This window comes from Brevundimonas sp. SGAir0440 (genome assembly GCF_005484585.1).
Classification (GTDB): domain Bacteria; phylum Pseudomonadota; class Alphaproteobacteria; order Caulobacterales; family Caulobacteraceae; genus Brevundimonas.
The window spans coordinates 987,177-1,002,903 of the sequence record NZ_CP039435.1; the positions used below are offsets into that span (position 1 = coordinate 987,177).

A 15,727-nucleotide genomic window follows, 5' to 3' on the forward strand; every position below is an offset into this window, starting at 1 on the left:
GATCATTGCACCTTCAGGACGATGGAGCGGGGCGTAAACTGCGACGTCATTAGCGCCTGAAGCATGCCGTCCAGATGAGCTTGGCGCATCTCGGCCCCGACCTCAGCGAGAAGGATCGCAAGGTCGTTGGCCCGCCGTCGCGCCCGGTCAAAGGCGAGTGTGCCGCCACGCAAGCGGCCGGCCGCCTCGACTGCTTGAGCGGCTGCGAGCGCCTCCTGCGCCTCCATGCGGGTCTTGAAGCGTCGTAACGGCAATGCTCCGGCGAGGCGCCGCCCGCGGTGCTCCATGCCTGCCCTCACGAGATCTTTCAGACGTTCGACCAGCACCCCCCGAGCGGTGACCGCCATGGCCGAGTCGCCGTGCGAAAGGCCTCGGCTCGAGATGTGTTCCGGTATGCTCACGCGGCCACTGGCTCCAACCAGCACCCTCGGATCGATTTCCTCGGGCGTAGGGCCGAGCCGCGCGCCAAGTAGAAACAGATCCGGTTGCGCAAGGTCAGTGAACCAACGCGCATCGGCCAAGTGTTCCTCGTAGGCCCTGCGAACAGCCGCCTGCATCGCGTCGCGCTCGGCCTGCGTATCGCCAGCCGAAGGCCGATCCTCCAGGATCGACGGGTCAAATGGGCGTCCTGACGTCGGCCTGAGCATGGCGCTGAGCAGTAGCACCCGCTCGCCCTTGAGCCCGGACGCCGGATGATCCTCCGGCACGCGAACGACGTGCTCGTTCTTCGTCGTGCTCGTCCACGCCAACTGAGAGAAGGTCTCGATGACACTGTCGTGAACCGGGTCGCCATGGTCGAAGAAGTGCAGCCGCCGTTCGCCGACATTGGAATTGGGCGGTGAATGTAGGTCGGTTCGCTTCAGCAGCAGGGCCACATGACGCCAAGGCCCGTCCGTTTCCAGCTCGGGAACGACGACGTCGCCCTGCTCAGGCCGATGAGGGTACCAGAGGGTCCTGTAGGGCTGACCGGTCTTCTCATCAGTCCGTTTCTGAAGCCGCAGGACTCTCAGTTCATCGGAAAGCGTGAGAAGACGTTTTGCACCCGCCTCACGCTCGATGAACCAATTTGGTCTCGGTGCATCGTCTGCGTCCGACATTGGCAAGGCATAACGCTGGCTTACCATCGCCTCGTAGCGGGCTTTCGCCTCAGCCGCCCGCTTCGGCGCACCGAAGCGCGAGTAGCTGCGCCAACCCTCAATGTCCCGGCGCTGCGCCGTCGCTGCCGAGATCAATGCAGGCCAGTTACCCGAGATGCCGTAGGCGGCCGTATCGATCGCCTGCGCCAGGCTCGTCCACGCATCCTCATCGAATACCCGCCCACCCGAAAAGACATCGGCGGCCTCGTAGACCTCGAGGATCCGCGCTTCGATGGAATCACGAGTGACAATCGGAGTGATCCGGATCGTTCGTTTACCTGGCCGACCCTTACCTCCCAGCCGGTCAAGCCTACCGATCCACTGATCAACGTCCCGCGGGTCCCAAGGGAGAACGTAGAAGACCAGTTCTGTAGCGAACTGGAAATTATGACCCTCAGCCGCCACATCCGCGGCAACCAACACCTTCGCTTTGCCCGACTCGAACGGCTCGACCTCATCGCGCAACTGCGCAACGTGGACGTCCATTTCGACATCCGATCCGCCGTAGGCCCGCCGCTTCGTGGCGACCTTGACCTCGACTAGCTTTTCGATGGCTGCTGCAAGGTGATCGACGCTTCGGTTGTCGTCGGCGACCACCACCACCCGAGCCGCCGGTGCGGCCGCAAATGTCGCGCGCAAGTGGTCGATCAAGGCGTCGAGTTTAGCGTCTCCAAGATCGCGGGCGGCAGCTTCCAGTGAGCGCAGCGCGGTCGCCATTTTGGCAGTCGGCCGCTTGAGCGTGCTGACCCGATTAATCAGCGCCTGGGGGCTCGCCAGGGCTGTCTGTAGAAGGGCCTCGCCGCGGACATTGACGCCCTCGCTGACTGCCGCCCCCAGGTAGCGCCTCGCGGCATCGACACGATCCGCGTCGCCATCAGTCGGCGCCACGACTATCGCCCGGTAACGACGCTGCGGCAGCGCGTCTGGATAGTCGGCTCGCCTCGTCCGGATCACCCGGCGAAACGCGCCGTGGGTCTCGGCGTAGAAACTCCGGCCCATCCCCGCTGGCGTCGTTAGGCCCTCCGGTTCATCGGCCTTGCCCGTAATGAAATCAAACGCCTCATCTTCGCGGGCTGCCAGCAACTCCAAAATATCCTCGCCTGACGCGTCCGCTCGGCGAGCAAGATCAGGCTCCAGGATCTCCAAGATAGCACGACGCAGACCTTCATCGTGCAAGGCCGGCGTCGCGCTCAACAGCAGCACGTGGGGAATACTGCGGCTCGCGGCGCCCACCAAATCGCGCATCTGCTGCCCGAGCTTGGGGTACTCGTCGACAACCAGGGCATCATAGAATTTTGCATTCAACCGAACGGCGCCGGCGGCCAAACGGGCAGGGCGGAACAGCTCGACGGCGATGTGACCCTTCCTCGGGCGAAGAGGCGGACTCTCCTCATCCGGCTCGATCGCCACGCCACCGGCGCCGATGTGCGTCCGGCACAGGAATTCCTCGTTCCATTGGTGATTAAGATCGTCCGGCGTCACGAGGGCGACGCGAAGGCCCGTGTCTCGCTGAGCAGCGAGAGCGCGCAGCACCATAAGGGCCTGGATGGTTTTGCCGAGCCCGACCTCATCGGCCAGGAGGAACCGACACGCCGTGTCCGTCGCCATTTGACTGACATTGTCGATTTGATGGGGATAGCTGAACGCGGCCACCCCTAAGGCGCCGAGTAAAGCTTGGTCGGCATCTGCCAGCCGCGCTTGGCCGTGGAGGCTCAACCAGTATGCAGCGAGTTGGTCCACCATCACGCCGCCCGCGCCATGCGCGCTGAAACGAACCGTACCGTCCGCGCCAAAAACACATCCCTGGACATGGCTGCAAAGGTGCCGGTGTCGGGATCCGCTGCTCCGGGGTTCAACCAGAACTGCAGCGCCTCACAAGCAGCATCAAGACCAATCTGGCTCCGCGGAAGGGCCCATGCCGCGGTCCAATCCGCGAGGAAAACTGAGGCCTCTGCGAGATCGCTACCCGCGAACCCTCGCCGGCCAAGAACCCGCGCTCCCGACGTCGGTGCGATCAAATCCATCAACGGCGATCGCCCCGACGCCTCGAGCGCCGCTATCGCAGCTTCGCGCCACTGGTCGTCCGAGGCGCCGAAGTCCATATCGTCCGCGTCAAACTCAACCATTCGTCCATGGGCCTGCGCGTTCCGCAGCATCTCGGCGAACGCCTCGACGAGCGCTTGGTCGGCGCACGCATCATCAATGACACCTTCGTCTGTCCAATCCGGGCAGGACCGCGCCAGAGCCTCGCCGAAGCGACCGGCAAAATCGGCCCTATCAGTCGGATCAAGCGCGCCAGCTTGGTCTCCGACCGCGTGCGGTAGGATATTGTCGAATAGCAACATCGACGGCGAATCCGTCACAGCGCGCCCTTCCAGCGCATGCCATTCTGGACCGCACAGGGCTGAAACGAGCGGGTCTTCAAATTGGCGGACGACGCGCACGCGCGCAGCGACAGAGGCAATGCTCCTTGCCTCGGCGGTGGCCCAAGCGCGACGTGAGCGAGCTAGGTCGATCAGGCCGCCGCCGTCCTCTCGTAGCCGCCGGCGCCCTTCGATTCCCGAGAAATTGCTGCCGAGATCCCCAAATCCAAACTGATCAGGCGCCTCGATTCTTCCTGGTGCGGCGAGGCGCCCATCGTCGAAGCGGAAGGTCCGAAGGATGGCACCGCCGCCCGGTCCAGCAAGGTTGAACCGGAAGGGCCGCTGCGCTTGCGCGACCACTTCTTGAGTGGGCCGGCCGAGCCCTGCTCCAGGCTCCTCCGCCGACCAGTCGATATCACCGTCTCGCCGTCGCAAATGCACCGTATCCCAAGGGTGCCGCCCGACGCGCACCCGGAGCGTCGCACGCCCGGCCTGAAGGATTCTCAGCCGAATGTGCTCAGCCTGTAGTGCGTTGAGGATCAGGCTCGATTGAGCCAGCCCGGTCCCCTCGTCACTCAGTTCATCAGTGGCGTAGGCGATGATCTCATCGTCGATCATCGCAAGCATCTCGACCGGCCAGCGGGCACCCGGGATGGGGCTTTGGATTTTCGCCAGTAGGCGCTCTTCGATCAGAGCGTCGAACGCGCTCTCCCTTTCGAACAGGAACACACCCGGCGTCGCCGTCATTGGCTCGCGTGGAGCGCTCACCGTAAGGCCGTGAGCGGCCCCGTCCCGGCGGCTCAACTTCTCGATCCGCAGGCCTGCGCCATTGATCACGCAAAACGGCGTCTGCGCTGTCACGTGCCGCCGGGGAAGCGTAAGCGCGTCCTGCGGAGCGCGTGCTACCGTGTTTGTCGAAGATACGCTTCCGCCAAGCCACCTTGCTTCCGCCAGCAGCGCGCGATCATGGGGATCAGAAAGGTCCGCCCGCCGAACGGGGGCGCCGGCAACAACCCCCTCGGCAGCAAGGCTCTCAAACTTGCCCGCCTGGTCCACCACCCAGAGGTGGCCCTGGTCGAGGCGAATAGGCAATTCAATCCGATCGGCCTCGTCGCCCGCTCGCAGGAAAACGAGGGGCGCGTCCCAATCCACCGTGCGGCCCATAAGGGCCTCCGCGATCTCCGCTTCGTCCTCGAAGACAGTTCGCGCGTCGGCCGCGGCTGGCCCGTTTCCACCGGGTAGGGCCGTCAGCCGGATCACAATCGGAAGTGACCCAAACATGTTGTCGGAGGCCGTCCGCGACTGTCCCCAGAGCTTCGGACGCCAAGCTCTCGCTGACGCCTGCTTCCGGCCCAGTTCGACGAGCGGTGGAGGGAGACTTGGCCAACTGACCGAAAATACAAACTCTTCGCCGATCCGCCGCAACCCCAGGGCCCCGCTCTCTGGCAGCAACGGCGTCGTGGTCGTCGGCCTGCGCCGTCTCGCCTCTCTCAACGCGAAAAAGGCCTCTGACTGGTGGGCAAACGCAGCCTTGAGACGCTCGAAGGTCGGATCGGGCAGCGATCCCTTCCCATTGTCGCCCAGTAGCGCAGTAATCACACGCGCCGCCGGTCCCTCCGGCTGCAACCAGTCCGACAGTCGGGCCCCTTCCCACGACTGAGCCCAGGCGCGAAGGGAGGAGAGGTCCGGCCTGCGCGTGCTGGTAGCTGAGGCCACGCCGGCGACGGGCCCTCGCGCGAGCAGCCGGGAGACGGGCCCAGCCAATTCGTAGGGCATGAGCGCGTTTGCGATCGGCCACGCGATGATTGAAAACTGCGTCGCGAATCCGCTGTCACTAGGTCGCTGTAGGGCGAAGCGGTCAGCAAGACTGCCGAACGCTGATGAAAGGAGGTGGCGCTGCCCGACCGGGATCGGCCGGCCCAGCAACCCTTCAAACTTCCCCCAGAAGACCGTTCCAACGCCCTCGAACCGGTACCCGATCTCACTCGCCGCGGCACAAGCAGAGATGGGGTATTCCTTGATCAGCGCCTCGAAGTCGATGCCGCCCAAGAGTTGGGGGAGTTCGAGGAGCGGATCTGACCAAAGGGCTGCAGCATCGACTACCTCGATCATGGTGATGGTTCGGCCAAGGCTCCCATTCGCGAGCTTGCCCAGGTGAGCCTCCAGCCGAGCTTCGATTGTACTAAGCGTGTCCGCCCCCATGGATCACCCCACACCTCGTCCGTCTTCACTTAAGCGCAAATTTGCTTGCCGGGACAGGAGAGTCGCCTAGGCGGCCTTGCCGAATAGCTGCGGCAAGGCCGAATGGCGGAGAGCGGACCTTGTAGCCCGTCTGAATGTCGCCTTTTGGAGGTCGGCGATAAAACCGCTCCTGGCGCTTGCGGGCCGTCGCTAGCTTTACGCTACCTAAGCGCCACCTCGTTCGAGCAACTCGAGCTCGCCTGTGACGGCAACCCGATCGTATTCAGCTACGTCAGGCACCCGGCCGAGTTCGACTACGCGGCGAAGAAGTCGCGCTAGTAGATCGCTGGCGAACTCGTACCCTCGGCGCAGCGTTTCGGCATCGCCACCACCCCCGTGCACCACTTTTGACCGAAGCTTATAGGCAGCTTTTACCGCCGCGAAGATCCTAGCTTTTTCGTCCCCACTGCCCTGTAGAAGGATCGCTGTGTTGAGCGCGAGCCGGCGAGTGATTTCTGCCTCGACCCCCACTAGGCCTTCGATCCCCGCCCAAAGCAGCATGATCCGGGCGTCGTCATCGGGAAGATATTGCGCATTGTTGTAGTACCGTTGCGCCGAAGTAAAAGCGTTATTGGAAAGCAGCTTCGCGAAGTCTCCATAGTGGTCGGCAGCCCATCGCAGGTTCTCTGGCGTCGCTGCGACGGCGCGGGGCAAGGGCTTGAAGACCAAGTTTCGGTTGGCGATCGCGAAGCCTGCACTTTGAGAGTAGCTGTAGAGCGGCATCACCGGAGCAGCGATAGCAAGGCCCAGCAAGCTAAACGTCCACAGCGAATTCCAAGCCTTTGCCGCAAGTAACTCGCCGCCTTGAGGCTCGCAGACTACCAGCGAGAAATCGGCGAGCCGTTCCATTACAATCAGCGCGGCGTCTTCGCTCAGCTGGCCCACCGTCGTCCCGAACGAAGTCTGACGCATCGGCGTCCCAGCAGAGATCGTGACGCCGTCGGCGAGTTTGAAATCGGACGTGACGGTCAGGCCATGCCCGACGATTTGGACCTGATGGCCTGGCCCGACTACAATCCCAACCATCGTGCCTTCATCCCTCGGTGGAAGAGCTGCCTAGCGAGTTACGTGTTGGCGGCTGTCAGAGTTCTTAGCCACTGCGCAATGTCAGCGCTCTTCGCTAAATGTTCCGCTTGTAGCTCCTCAAGCGCGTCTTGCCGACGCTGCGCCTTCACGGCCTCGTTATAGGCTTCCCTGAGGGTTGCGTCGGCAGCCTCCCGCGTCACATCGTCAGCCGCTGCATAATAGTCGATGAGTGCGGTTAAGCCGACGCCTCGCAGCCGCTCCGCGTCAGCGGTGAGTTGCTGTCGCATGTCGGATGTGATGCCTTGGATCGTCATTCTCTTCCCAAACCCATGTCTATGCCGTGCCCTGCCGACGCCGCAGACGTCCACTATACAGCGGCTTCCGCATGTCCGCTTTTGGCGCCAACCCGACTTTCCACGCGTCTCGCCCTCGACTTCCTGGTCGAAGGAAGCCCGTGTGGAGGCCATGACCGAGAGTGAAGACGATGACCCCCGACCCCGGCATTTGGAAGACATGATGTTGTCGGCGATCTGGACGCGGCTGGAGCAGGCGGGGGACCTGGCCACGGCCTCCGACGTGATGGCTGCCCTGCCAGATGTGGCGGCGCTCGCGGATGAGACGGCCATATTGGCCCGCGCTCTGGAACTCCTTCGGCGGACAGAATCCGAAGGCTGAGATTTCTCCTTCTTCCATTGGACTTGGCGGCGGAAGCAAGCGTTGGTCGCTCCACCGCAAGGGTGCGGATGGAGAGAAATCATGAACCAGAACAATATGAAGCCGGCTGGCGAAGGTGCGTCACAGCCCGCGCGCTTCAGCAAGATCAGCCAGGTGGTCGCCCTACTGCGCCGCCCCGAAGGCGCCACGGCGGCTCAGATCATGGCGGCGACCGGCTGGCAGGCCCACAGCGTGCGCGGCGCCATCGCCGGGCAGATTCGCAAGAAGCTGGGCCTGACGGTCGCGACCGAGAAGGTCGGGGGCCTGACCGTCTATCGCATCACGGCCGCCTGATGGCGGAAGACACGGTGACCCTGGAGGGCCTGCGGGCGGAATGGCGGGACAAGTTCATGACCGCTCCGCCAAAGCTCAGATCCCGCGACCTGATGGCGCGGGAGATCGCCTATCGCGAACAGGTCGCCCGCGAGGGCGGCCTGTCCCGGACGATGGAACAGCGCCTGGCCAGGTTGGCGGAGCGGTTCGCCGAGGACGAGGCCTACCAGCCGTCCCAGGCCCCGAGGATTAAGCCCGGTAGCTGCTTCGTGAAGGACTGGCGAGGCGAACGCCATGAGGTCTGGGTGAAGGAGGAAGGCTTCAACTACCGGGGTAGGGACTTCGCTTCCCTCAGTCAGGTCGCCTTCGCCATCACCGGCACCAAGTGGAACGGACCGGCCTTCTTCGGTCAGAGGAAAGCGGGGCGGCCATGAAAGCCCTCCGCTGCGCCATCTACACCCGTAAATCCACCGAGGAGGGGCTGGAACAGGGCTTCAACAGCCTGCACGCCCAGCGGGAGGCCTGCGAGGCCTATGTCCTGTCCCAGGCCGGCGAAGGCTGGCAGGCCCTGCCCAGGGAATATGACGACGGCGGCTATTCCGGCGGCAGCATGGAGCGACCGGGGCTGAAGCAACTCATGGCCGACATCGCCAAGGGCGAGATCGACATCGTGGTGGTCTACAAGGTGGACCGCCTGACCCGGTCGCTGCCGGACTTCGCCAAGATGGTGGAGGCCTTCGACGCCAGGGGCGTCAGCTTCGTCTCGGTGACCCAGGCCTTTAACACCACCAACAGCATGGGACGGCTGACCCTGAACGTGCTGCTGTCCTTCGCCCAGTTCGAGCGGGAGGTCACGGCCGAGCGGATCCGAGACAAGATCGCGGCGTCCAAGGCCAAGGGCATGTGGATGGGAGGGCCGCCGCCGCTGGGATACGATGGCGTGGACCACAGGCTGATCCCGAACGCCGATGAGGCGCCCACGGTCAGGATGATGTTCGAGCGATACCTCGAACTGCGCTCGGTCCTGGAACTACAGGCCGAACTGAGGCGACAGGGCGTTCGATCCAAGCTCCGGACGACCAAGGCCGGCAAGGTTCGGGGCGGGGCCGTGATCAGTCCCGGCGCCTTGCGGCTGATCCTGATGAACCCCGTCTACAAGGGCGCGCTCAGGCACAAGGAGAAGCTGGTCGAGGGGGCGCACGAGGCGATAGTGCCTCCCGAGACCTGGGAGGCCGTCAACGCGGCTTTGACACGACGCAGCCAATCGCTCGCCGAGGATCGCGCCCGGGGAACCAGCGGCCTTCTCTGCGGCATCCTGAAGGATGACCGGGGGCATACGATGCGGCCGGTGCATACCAAGGGGAAGGCTGGCCAGCGTTACCGGTTTTACTCCTCGGTCGCCCTGGAAAATGGAAGGAAGGACGAGGCCGGTAGCGTGACGCGAATCTCCGCCGGGGTGATCGAGGCCTTCGTCGCCAACAGGATCCTTCCGGCGCTCGATCCAGCCTGGAGGCTGGACGCCGAGCCCGACCAGCGTTTGAGAACCGCCATGGCCAAGGTCACCCTGGGCGAGACTCAGGTTCGTATCCTGACGGCCAAGGGAGCGATTCCTGGTGACCGAACGATCCAGGGCGCCGAACGAGAGGAGCGGGCCGATGGCGAGATCGAGTGGATCCTGCCGGTCCGGCTGAAGCACCGGCACAACGCGGTCTTGATCGAGGCCGAGGGACAATCCCCAACGGCCGCCAATCGGATCGATCGCGCCCTGGTCAGGGCCGTCGCCATGGCCAGGCGATGGACGGCCGACCTCAGGACCGGTCGTCATGGATCGACCGCCCAACTGGCCAAGGCCGAGAATCTCTGTGTTCGCTACCTCGGCCAGATCCTGCCCCTGGCCTACATGGCGCCGGATCTGGTGGAGCAGATCATCGCGGGACGTCAGCCCCAGGCCCTGTCACTCGGCGCCTTGATCGCCCATCCCTTCCCGATGGATTGGAACGAGCAGCGCAGGCTGTTCATGGCCATCGGCGCGGTCGGCTAGACCCGACCCTTCCTCACGATCGGAGACTTAAATCCCGCCGCCGGTCCTCCGGCGGCGGCTCGGTTCGGGCTAACCCTTCTCCGCGGACACCTGCGGCCAAACCCGGAAGTGGAAACATGGGCCTGGAGAATGGGGCGGGGAACAGCCGGCCAAACCGCGCGGAAATCCTCTCCACGGCGGGATTGGCGTCCGCGTTAACCGTCTAACTGTCTGAAAAGAGTGGCCAGTCTCCCCCTTCCCCGGCCGGCCGGTGAAAGGGGGAGACTGATTGGTGGAGCTTAGCGGAGTCGAACCGCTGACCTCTTGCATGCCATGCAAGCGCTCTACCAGCTGAGCTAAAGCCCCGGACCTGTCGGTCTGGATCGCCCGGTTCATCTTGCGATGGCCCCCGGCGAGGCGGCGGAAACTAGGTCAGGCTTTTTCTGCGATCAAGCCCGTTTCGAGATTTATTTTCACCGCGTTCCCAAGGGTGAAAATACGCAGGTTTTTCAAACCGGAAGGTTCGAAAGGCCTGCTGTCCCGCCGCGTCTCCCTAACGGGAAATGCGGCGGGTGCAACAAGTTTCTGAGCCTATCCACAGGCCTCGAACAGGTCGGGCCTCAAGGAGTGCGAAGCGCGATAGGCCCACAAAAGGATCAGTCGTCGTCGCGCGACGGCTTGGCGATCTCGTCGTCGATCGAGTCGTCGTCTTCGTCTTCGATGAACGGCACGGAGTCGTCATCGTCGTCGGCCAGCAGATCGTCGTCTCCGTCGGTCGAGCCCATGCCGGCTTCTTCCGAGGCGTCGGCGGGGGAGTCTTCGTCCTCGTCGTCCGGCGTCAGGATCGGCTCGTGGCCTTCCTCGTCGATTTCCGGCGTCTTGACGTCGTCTTCCTCGTCCTCGTCGCCGTCGATCTTCTTGTCCGTGACCTGATCATCCGTGTCCTCATCGTCGGACGGATAACCGGGACGGGCGCGGCGGCTGCGCAGCTTCATCGCCTCTTCGGGATCGAAGTCGGTTCCGCATTTGGGGCAGTGCGCGGGGCGACGGTTCAGGTCGTAGAACTTCGCCTGGCAGTTGGGGCAGACCTGTTTGGCGCCCAGTTCGGGATTGGCCACGTTTGGATGCTTTCAACGGGTTGAATTCGGGGCGGTCCCTTGCCACCCCTTTGACCCGCTGTCAAAAGCTGTCTTTCGCGCCGCCCGCGCGGCCCTTTGCACAATACAGCCTGAAGCGGGTGATCATGCCGTCCCAACTGACTTCGCGCCGCGCATCCGCCCTGACCGGAAAGGTCCGCGCGCCGGGCGACAAGTCGATGTCGCACCGGTCGATGATCCTGGGTGGAATGGCGTCCGGCGTGACCGAGGTCGAGGGTCTTCTGGAAGGCGACGACGTTCTGGCCACCGCCCGCGCGGTCGAAGCGTTCGGCGCCAAGGTCGAGCGGATCGGTGATGGGACATGGCGGATCGAGGGGGCGGGCGGGTTCAAGACGCCGGCCTCGGTGATCGACTGCGGCAACGCCGGAACCGGGGTGCGCCTGCTGATGGGGGCGGCGGCCGGCTATCCGCTGACGGCGACCTTCGATGGCGACGGCTCGCTGAGAAAGCGCCCGATGAAGCGGGTCACGGGACCGCTGGCCGACATGGGCGCGGCGTTCGATTGGCAGGCGGCAGAGGATCGGCTTCCGGTGGCCCTGACCGGCGGCGCGCTGAAGGCCATCGACTATGTGCAGACGGTGGCCTCGGCCCAGGTGAAGTCGGCCATTCTGCTGGCCGGGCTGAACGCCGAGGGCGTCACCTCCGTGATCGAGCCGGAAAAGAGCCGCGACCACACCGAGCGGATGCTGCGGGCCTTCGGCGCCGAGGTGGGCGTCGAGGAGAGGGGCGAGGGCTGGAAGGTGACGCTGAAGGGCGGTCAGGCCCTGACCGGGACTTTCGTCGCCGTGCCGGGCGATCCGTCCTCGGCGGCGTTTCCCCTGGCGGCCGGTCTGATCGTTCCGGGGTCGGAGGTCACGGTCGAGGGGGTGATGCTGAACCCGCTCCGCACCGGCCTGTTCGACACCTGGATCGAGATGGGCGCCGACCTGACCATTACGAACCGGCGCGAGGCCGGGGGCGAAGAGGTCGGCGACATCACCGCCCGTCATTCGTCCCTGAAGGGCGTGGTCGTGCCCGAGGATCGCGCCGCCTCCATGATCGACGAATATCCGATCCTGGCGGCGACGGCGGCCTTTGCGGACGGCGTCACCGTCATGCGCGGCGTGGGTGAAATGCGGGTCAAGGAAAGCGACCGGATCTCGCTGATGGTCGAGGGACTGCGCGCCTGCGGCGTTCAGGTCGAGGAGGAACCGGAAGGTTTTATCGTCACCGGCGCCGGCCACGGCGGGACCGTGCGTGGCGGCGGCCTGGTCCATACCGCCCACGACCACCGCATCGCCATGAGCCATCTGGTCCTCGGCCTGGCCGCCGAACAGCCGGTCTCGGTCGACGAGCCCGGCATGATCGCAACCAGCTTCCCCGGCTTCGTCGAGATGATGAATGGACTGGGCGGGCGGATGTCGCAATGAGCAGCAATCGGGAGACCGCGCCGATCAGGATCGCCGCTTTTGGTCTGCTGACGCTTGTGTTCAGCTGGGCGGTTCTCACGCTGCATCGGTCAGGCGAGATCGATTGGAGTTTTCGAGTAAATAAGGTGCCGTCCGTCTTTCGATTGAGTCGCGCGGTTGACGGTTGGCAGTTTGACTTGCTGGTCGCGATCTGCGGCCTCCTGGCTCTCGCGAGCATCTTCTTTGTCGGACTCGCGATTTCAGACCTCATCGCGCCGGAAAAAGCTGAAGCATGAGCCAGGCCCTGATCATCGCCGTCGACGGACCGGCCGCCTCTGGCAAGGGGACCATCGCCGCGCGCCTGGCCCAGGCCTATGGCCTGCCACATCTGGATACGGGGCTGCTGTACCGGGCCGTGGGCGCAAAGGTGCTGGCGGAGGGCGGATCGTTGGATGATGAGGCCGCGGCGACGCGGGCGGCGCGGGGGCTGGATGCGGCAGGCCTGTCGGAGGATCCGCGCCTGACGACGGGCGAGGCGGGCGAGGCGGCCAGCCGTGTCGCCAGCTTCGCCGGCGTGCGGGCGGCTCTGCTTGAACTGCAGCAGGCGTTCGCGGCCCAGGCGGGCGGCGCGGTGCTCGACGGACGCGACATCGGCACGGTGATTGCGCCGAATGCTCAGGCCAAACTGTTCGTCACCGCAACGCCCGAGGTGCGGGCCACGCGCCGCTGGAAACAACTGACGGCGCGAGGATCGGACATCGCCTTTGACGCCATGCTGGCCGACATTCAGCGCCGCGACGAGCGCGACGCCGGGCGCGGAGCGGCCCCGATGGTCCAGGCGGACGACGCGGTCTTGCTGGATACGACCGATCTGGGTATAGAGGCCGCCTTCGATGCGGCCCGCCGTATCGTCGAGGCGGCGCGCGCGAAACACGGTCTCTGACCCATTTCGCAAATCCAACGCTCCCACCCTCGGCCTCCGCGGGCGTTTTGATCGTTCTGAACGGCCTCGCATCCCGACGACCTGACTCCATCTTTTCCCATCGCCCCGCGCGCCGCCTTTCGCTGCGTCAGGGGTCCACCTCGCGCGGGACCGTCCTTTGGTCACGCGCCACAGCCCCACTGGAAACACCAGAGCTTCATGTCTGATACTCTCAACCCCACGCGCGACGACTTCTCGGCGCTGCTCGACGAACAACTGTCGGGCCGCGACTTCGGCGAAGGCCAGGTCGTTCACGGCCGCGTCGTCGGCATCGAAAAAGACATCGTCATCATCGACGTTGGTCTGAAGACCGAAGGCCGCATCGCCATGCGCGAATTCGGCCAAGGCGACGACGGCGCCCTGCCCAAGGTCGGCGACAACGTCGAGGTTTACCTGGAGCGCGTCGAGAACGCCCTGGGCGAAGCCGTCATCAGCCGCGACAAGGCTCGTCGCGAAGAAGCCTGGACCCGTCTGGAAGTCGTGTTCGCCGAAGGTCAGCCGGTCAACGGCGCCATCGTCGGTCGCGTCAAGGGCGGCTTCACCGTCGATCTGGGCGGCGCCTCGGCCTTCCTGCCGGGTTCGCAAGTCGACATCCGTCCGGTCCGCGACGTCGGCCCGCTGATGGGCAAGGAGCAGCCCTTCGCCATCCTGAAGATGGACCGTCCGCGCGGCAACATCGTCGTGTCGCGTCGCGCCATCCTGGAAGAAGCCCGCGCCGAACAGCGCACGGAACTGGTCGGTCAGCTGGCCGAGGGTGAAGTCCGCGAAGGCGTCGTCAAGAACATCACCGACTACGGCGCGTTCGTCGACCTGGGCGGCATCGACGGCCTGCTGCACGTCACCGACATGTCGTGGAAGCGCGTCTCGCACCCGAGCCAGGTTCTGGCCGTCGGCGACACCGTCAAGGTCCAGATCGTCAAGATCAACCCGGACACCCAGCGTATCTCGCTGGGCATGAAGCAACTGCAGTCGGACCCCTGGGACGGCGTGGAAGCCAAGTATCCGGTCGGCGCCAAGTACACGGGCCGCATCACCAACATCACCGACTACGGCGCCTTCGTGGAGCTGGAAGCCGGTGTCGAGGGCCTGGTGCACGTCTCGGAAATGTCCTGGACCAAGAAGAACGTCCACCCCGGCAAGATCGTCTCGACCTCGCAGGAAGTCGACGTCGTGGTTCTGGATGTCGACGCCTCCAAGCGCCGCATCTCGCTGGGCCTGAAGCAGGCTCAGGACAATCCTTGGGACGCCTTCGTCGCCAACAACCCGATCGGTTCGACCGTCGAGGGCGAAGTCAAGAACGCCACCGAGTTCGGCCTGTTCATCGGCCTGGACAACGACATCGACGGCATGGTGCACCTGTCCGACCTCGACTGGTCGGTGTCGGGTGAAGAAGCCATCCAGCGCTACCGCAAGGGCGAGATGGTCAAGGCCAAGGTCCTGGACGTCGACGTCGAGAAGGAACGCGTCTCGCTGGGCATCAAGCAGCTGGGCGGCGATCCGATCGGCGAGGGCGACACCTATCGTCGCGGCCAGCAGATCACCGTCACCGTGACGGCGATCGAGTCGGGCGGCATCGAGGTCAAGTTCGGTGAAGACGACGCGCCGGTGACGGCCTTCGTTCGCAAGTCGGACCTGTCGCGCGACCGTAACGAGCAACGTCCGGAACGCTTCGCCGTCGGCGACCGCGTCGACGCCATGATCACCGCCGTGGACAAGGCCTCGCGCCGCGTCTCGGTGTCGATCAAGGCGCTGGAAATGAAGGACGAGCAGGAAGCCATCGAACAGTTCGGATCGTCCGATTCGGGCGCTTCGCTGGGCGACATCCTGGGCGCCGCGCTGAAGAACGCCGGCACCAAGGACTAAGCGCTCATCCAAAGAGCGTCAGGCGCTTCGCTCAAGCAGCGGAGCGCCGCGCGCTCTGCGATAGCGACAAGGAATGAGGGCGGCGGGAGCAATCCCGTCGCCCTTTTCTCTGTCTGGCACACCGCTGTGTGCACTTCCGGACATATTTCTTGCGAATGACGCGCATCATTGTCGGATAAGGGCTTTTTCGAGAGCCTGTCGAAGGTTAGGGTGCGGCTCTGGATCGACGGCAGGCGAGACGGCCTGTCTAAACGAGCTGGCGGGGGCGCAGATGATCAAGTCCGAACTGATCGAGAAGCTTGCAGCGGAAAACACCCACCTGACTCACGCCGAGGTCGAGCGGCTGGTCAATGTGATCCTCAACACCATGACTTCGGCGTTGTCCGAAGGCGGCCGGGTCGAGTTGCGCGGTTTCGGCGCCCTTTCCGTGCGGTCGCGCCCGGCGCGTGCGGGTCGCAATCCGCGCACCGGCGAAACCGTCGAAGTGCCCGCCAAGGCCGTCCCCTTCTTCAAGAGCGGCAAGGAACTGCGCGAGCGGCTGAACGCCTCGGGCGACGCCTGATC

The 15,727-nt window shown here is 64.6% G+C and carries 14 protein-coding genes and 1 tRNA gene; 9 read left to right on the forward strand and 6 right to left on the reverse strand.

What is annotated here, in order from left to right:
* Window positions 1-2: 2 nt before the first annotated feature.
* From E7T10_RS04780 to E7T10_RS04795, 4 genes are all read right to left on the reverse strand, one after another.
* The gene (locus tag E7T10_RS04780; RefSeq protein WP_137720921.1) at window positions 3-2,879 is read right to left on the reverse strand and encodes a helicase-related protein; all 2,877 of its coding nucleotides are present in this window, start codon (window positions 2,877-2,879) and stop codon (window positions 3-5) included.
* Window positions 2,879-5,611, reverse strand: a complete 2,733-nt coding sequence (locus E7T10_RS04785; protein ID WP_137720922.1) for a hypothetical protein — start codon at window positions 5,609-5,611, stop codon at window positions 2,879-2,881. The genes E7T10_RS04780 and E7T10_RS04785 overlap by 1 nt, the downstream gene beginning before the upstream one ends.
* Window positions 5,612-5,905: 294 nt before the next feature.
* Entirely contained in the window at window positions 5,906-6,766 is an 861-nt protein-coding gene (locus E7T10_RS04790) for a HEPN domain-containing protein (RefSeq protein WP_137720923.1), read from the reverse strand.
* A 38-nt stretch (window positions 6,767-6,804) separates the two neighbouring features.
* Entirely contained in the window at window positions 6,805-7,080 is a 276-nt protein-coding gene (locus tag E7T10_RS04795; RefSeq protein ID WP_137720924.1) for a hypothetical protein, read from the reverse strand.
* 151 nt (window positions 7,081-7,231) lie between these two features.
* Between E7T10_RS04795 and E7T10_RS04800 the strand changes: the two genes are divergently transcribed.
* The 4 genes from E7T10_RS04800 (at window position 7,232) to E7T10_RS04815 (ending at window position 9,794) form a co-directional block, all read left to right on the forward strand.
* Window positions 7,232-7,441 carry a hypothetical protein gene (locus E7T10_RS04800; protein ID WP_137720925.1) on the forward strand — a complete coding sequence of 70 codons (210 nt, stop codon included), beginning with the start codon at window positions 7,232-7,234 and terminating at the stop codon, window positions 7,439-7,441.
* A gap of 81 nt (window positions 7,442-7,522) precedes the next feature.
* Window positions 7,523-7,774 carry a DUF3489 domain-containing protein gene (locus tag E7T10_RS04805; protein WP_246846110.1) on the forward strand — a complete coding sequence of 84 codons (252 nt, stop codon included), beginning with the start codon at window positions 7,523-7,525 and terminating at the stop codon, window positions 7,772-7,774.
* On the forward strand, window positions 7,774-8,187 hold the full coding sequence (locus tag E7T10_RS04810; RefSeq protein WP_137720926.1) for a DUF2924 domain-containing protein: 414 nt from the start codon (window positions 7,774-7,776) through the stop codon (window positions 8,185-8,187). The genes E7T10_RS04805 and E7T10_RS04810 overlap by 1 nt, the downstream gene beginning before the upstream one ends.
* The gene (locus tag E7T10_RS04815; protein ID WP_137720927.1) at window positions 8,184-9,794 is read left to right on the forward strand and encodes a recombinase family protein; all 1,611 of its coding nucleotides are present in this window, start codon (window positions 8,184-8,186) and stop codon (window positions 9,792-9,794) included. Before E7T10_RS04810 ends, E7T10_RS04815 begins: the two co-directional genes overlap by 4 nt.
* Before the next feature lie 269 nt (window positions 9,795-10,063).
* Here the strand turns inward: E7T10_RS04815 and E7T10_RS04820 are convergent.
* Window positions 10,064-10,139 (reverse strand) — tRNA-Ala (locus tag E7T10_RS04820).
* A gap of 290 nt (window positions 10,140-10,429) precedes the next feature.
* Window positions 10,430-10,891 (reverse strand): TIGR02300 family protein, encoded by a 462-nt coding sequence (locus tag E7T10_RS04825; protein WP_137720928.1) that lies wholly within the window; start codon window positions 10,889-10,891, stop codon window positions 10,430-10,432.
* A 122-nt stretch (window positions 10,892-11,013) separates the two neighbouring features.
* Between E7T10_RS04825 and aroA the strand changes: the two genes are divergently transcribed.
* The 5 genes from aroA to E7T10_RS04850 all read left to right on the forward strand — a co-directional run bounded on the left by aroA (window position 11,014) and on the right by E7T10_RS04850 (window position 15,725).
* On the forward strand, window positions 11,014-12,339 hold the full coding sequence (gene aroA, locus E7T10_RS04830; RefSeq protein ID WP_371276289.1) for a 3-phosphoshikimate 1-carboxyvinyltransferase: 1,326 nt from the start codon (window positions 11,014-11,016) through the stop codon (window positions 12,337-12,339).
* Window positions 12,336-12,614: a hypothetical protein gene (locus E7T10_RS04835; protein WP_137720930.1), complete on the forward strand. Its 279-nt coding sequence runs from the start codon at window positions 12,336-12,338 to the stop codon at window positions 12,612-12,614. The genes aroA and E7T10_RS04835 overlap by 4 nt, the downstream gene beginning before the upstream one ends.
* Window positions 12,611-13,261, forward strand: a complete 651-nt coding sequence (gene cmk, locus E7T10_RS04840; protein WP_137720931.1) for a (d)CMP kinase — start codon at window positions 12,611-12,613, stop codon at window positions 13,259-13,261. The genes E7T10_RS04835 and cmk overlap by 4 nt, the downstream gene beginning before the upstream one ends.
* A gap of 198 nt (window positions 13,262-13,459) precedes the next feature.
* Window positions 13,460-15,163, forward strand: a complete 1,704-nt coding sequence (rpsA, locus tag E7T10_RS04845) for a 30S ribosomal protein S1 (RefSeq protein WP_017504363.1) — start codon at window positions 13,460-13,462, stop codon at window positions 15,161-15,163.
* A 271-nt stretch (window positions 15,164-15,434) separates the two neighbouring features.
* The gene (locus E7T10_RS04850; RefSeq protein WP_039244165.1) at window positions 15,435-15,725 is read left to right on the forward strand and encodes an integration host factor subunit beta; all 291 of its coding nucleotides are present in this window, start codon (window positions 15,435-15,437) and stop codon (window positions 15,723-15,725) included.
* Window positions 15,726-15,727 lie beyond the last annotated feature (2 nt).

Coding starts and splice junctions, on each gene's coding strand:
- E7T10_RS04780 (WP_137720921.1), bottom strand. CDS start 2,879: ATGGTGGACCAACTCGCTGCATACTGGTTGAGCCTCCACGGCCAAGCG.
- E7T10_RS04785 (WP_137720922.1), bottom strand. CDS start 5,611: ATGATCGAGGTAGTCGATGCTGCAGCCCTTTGGTCAGATCCGCTCCTC.
- E7T10_RS04790 (WP_137720923.1), bottom strand. CDS start 6,766: ATGGTTGGGATTGTAGTCGGGCCAGGCCATCAGGTCCAAATCGTCGGG.
- E7T10_RS04795 (WP_137720924.1), bottom strand. CDS start 7,080: ATGACGATCCAAGGCATCACATCCGACATGCGACAGCAACTCACCGCT.
- E7T10_RS04800 (WP_137720925.1), top strand. CDS start 7,232: ATGACCGAGAGTGAAGACGATGACCCCCGACCCCGGCATTTGGAAGAC.
- E7T10_RS04805 (WP_246846110.1), top strand. CDS start 7,523: ATGAACCAGAACAATATGAAGCCGGCTGGCGAAGGTGCGTCACAGCCC.
- E7T10_RS04810 (WP_137720926.1), top strand. CDS start 7,774: ATGGCGGAAGACACGGTGACCCTGGAGGGCCTGCGGGCGGAATGGCGG.
- E7T10_RS04815 (WP_137720927.1), top strand. CDS start 8,184: ATGAAAGCCCTCCGCTGCGCCATCTACACCCGTAAATCCACCGAGGAG.
- E7T10_RS04835 (WP_137720930.1), top strand. CDS start 12,336: ATGAGCAGCAATCGGGAGACCGCGCCGATCAGGATCGCCGCTTTTGGT.
- cmk (WP_137720931.1), top strand. CDS start 12,611: ATGAGCCAGGCCCTGATCATCGCCGTCGACGGACCGGCCGCCTCTGGC.
- rpsA (WP_017504363.1), top strand. CDS start 13,460: ATGTCTGATACTCTCAACCCCACGCGCGACGACTTCTCGGCGCTGCTC.
- E7T10_RS04850 (WP_039244165.1), top strand. CDS start 15,435: ATGATCAAGTCCGAACTGATCGAGAAGCTTGCAGCGGAAAACACCCAC.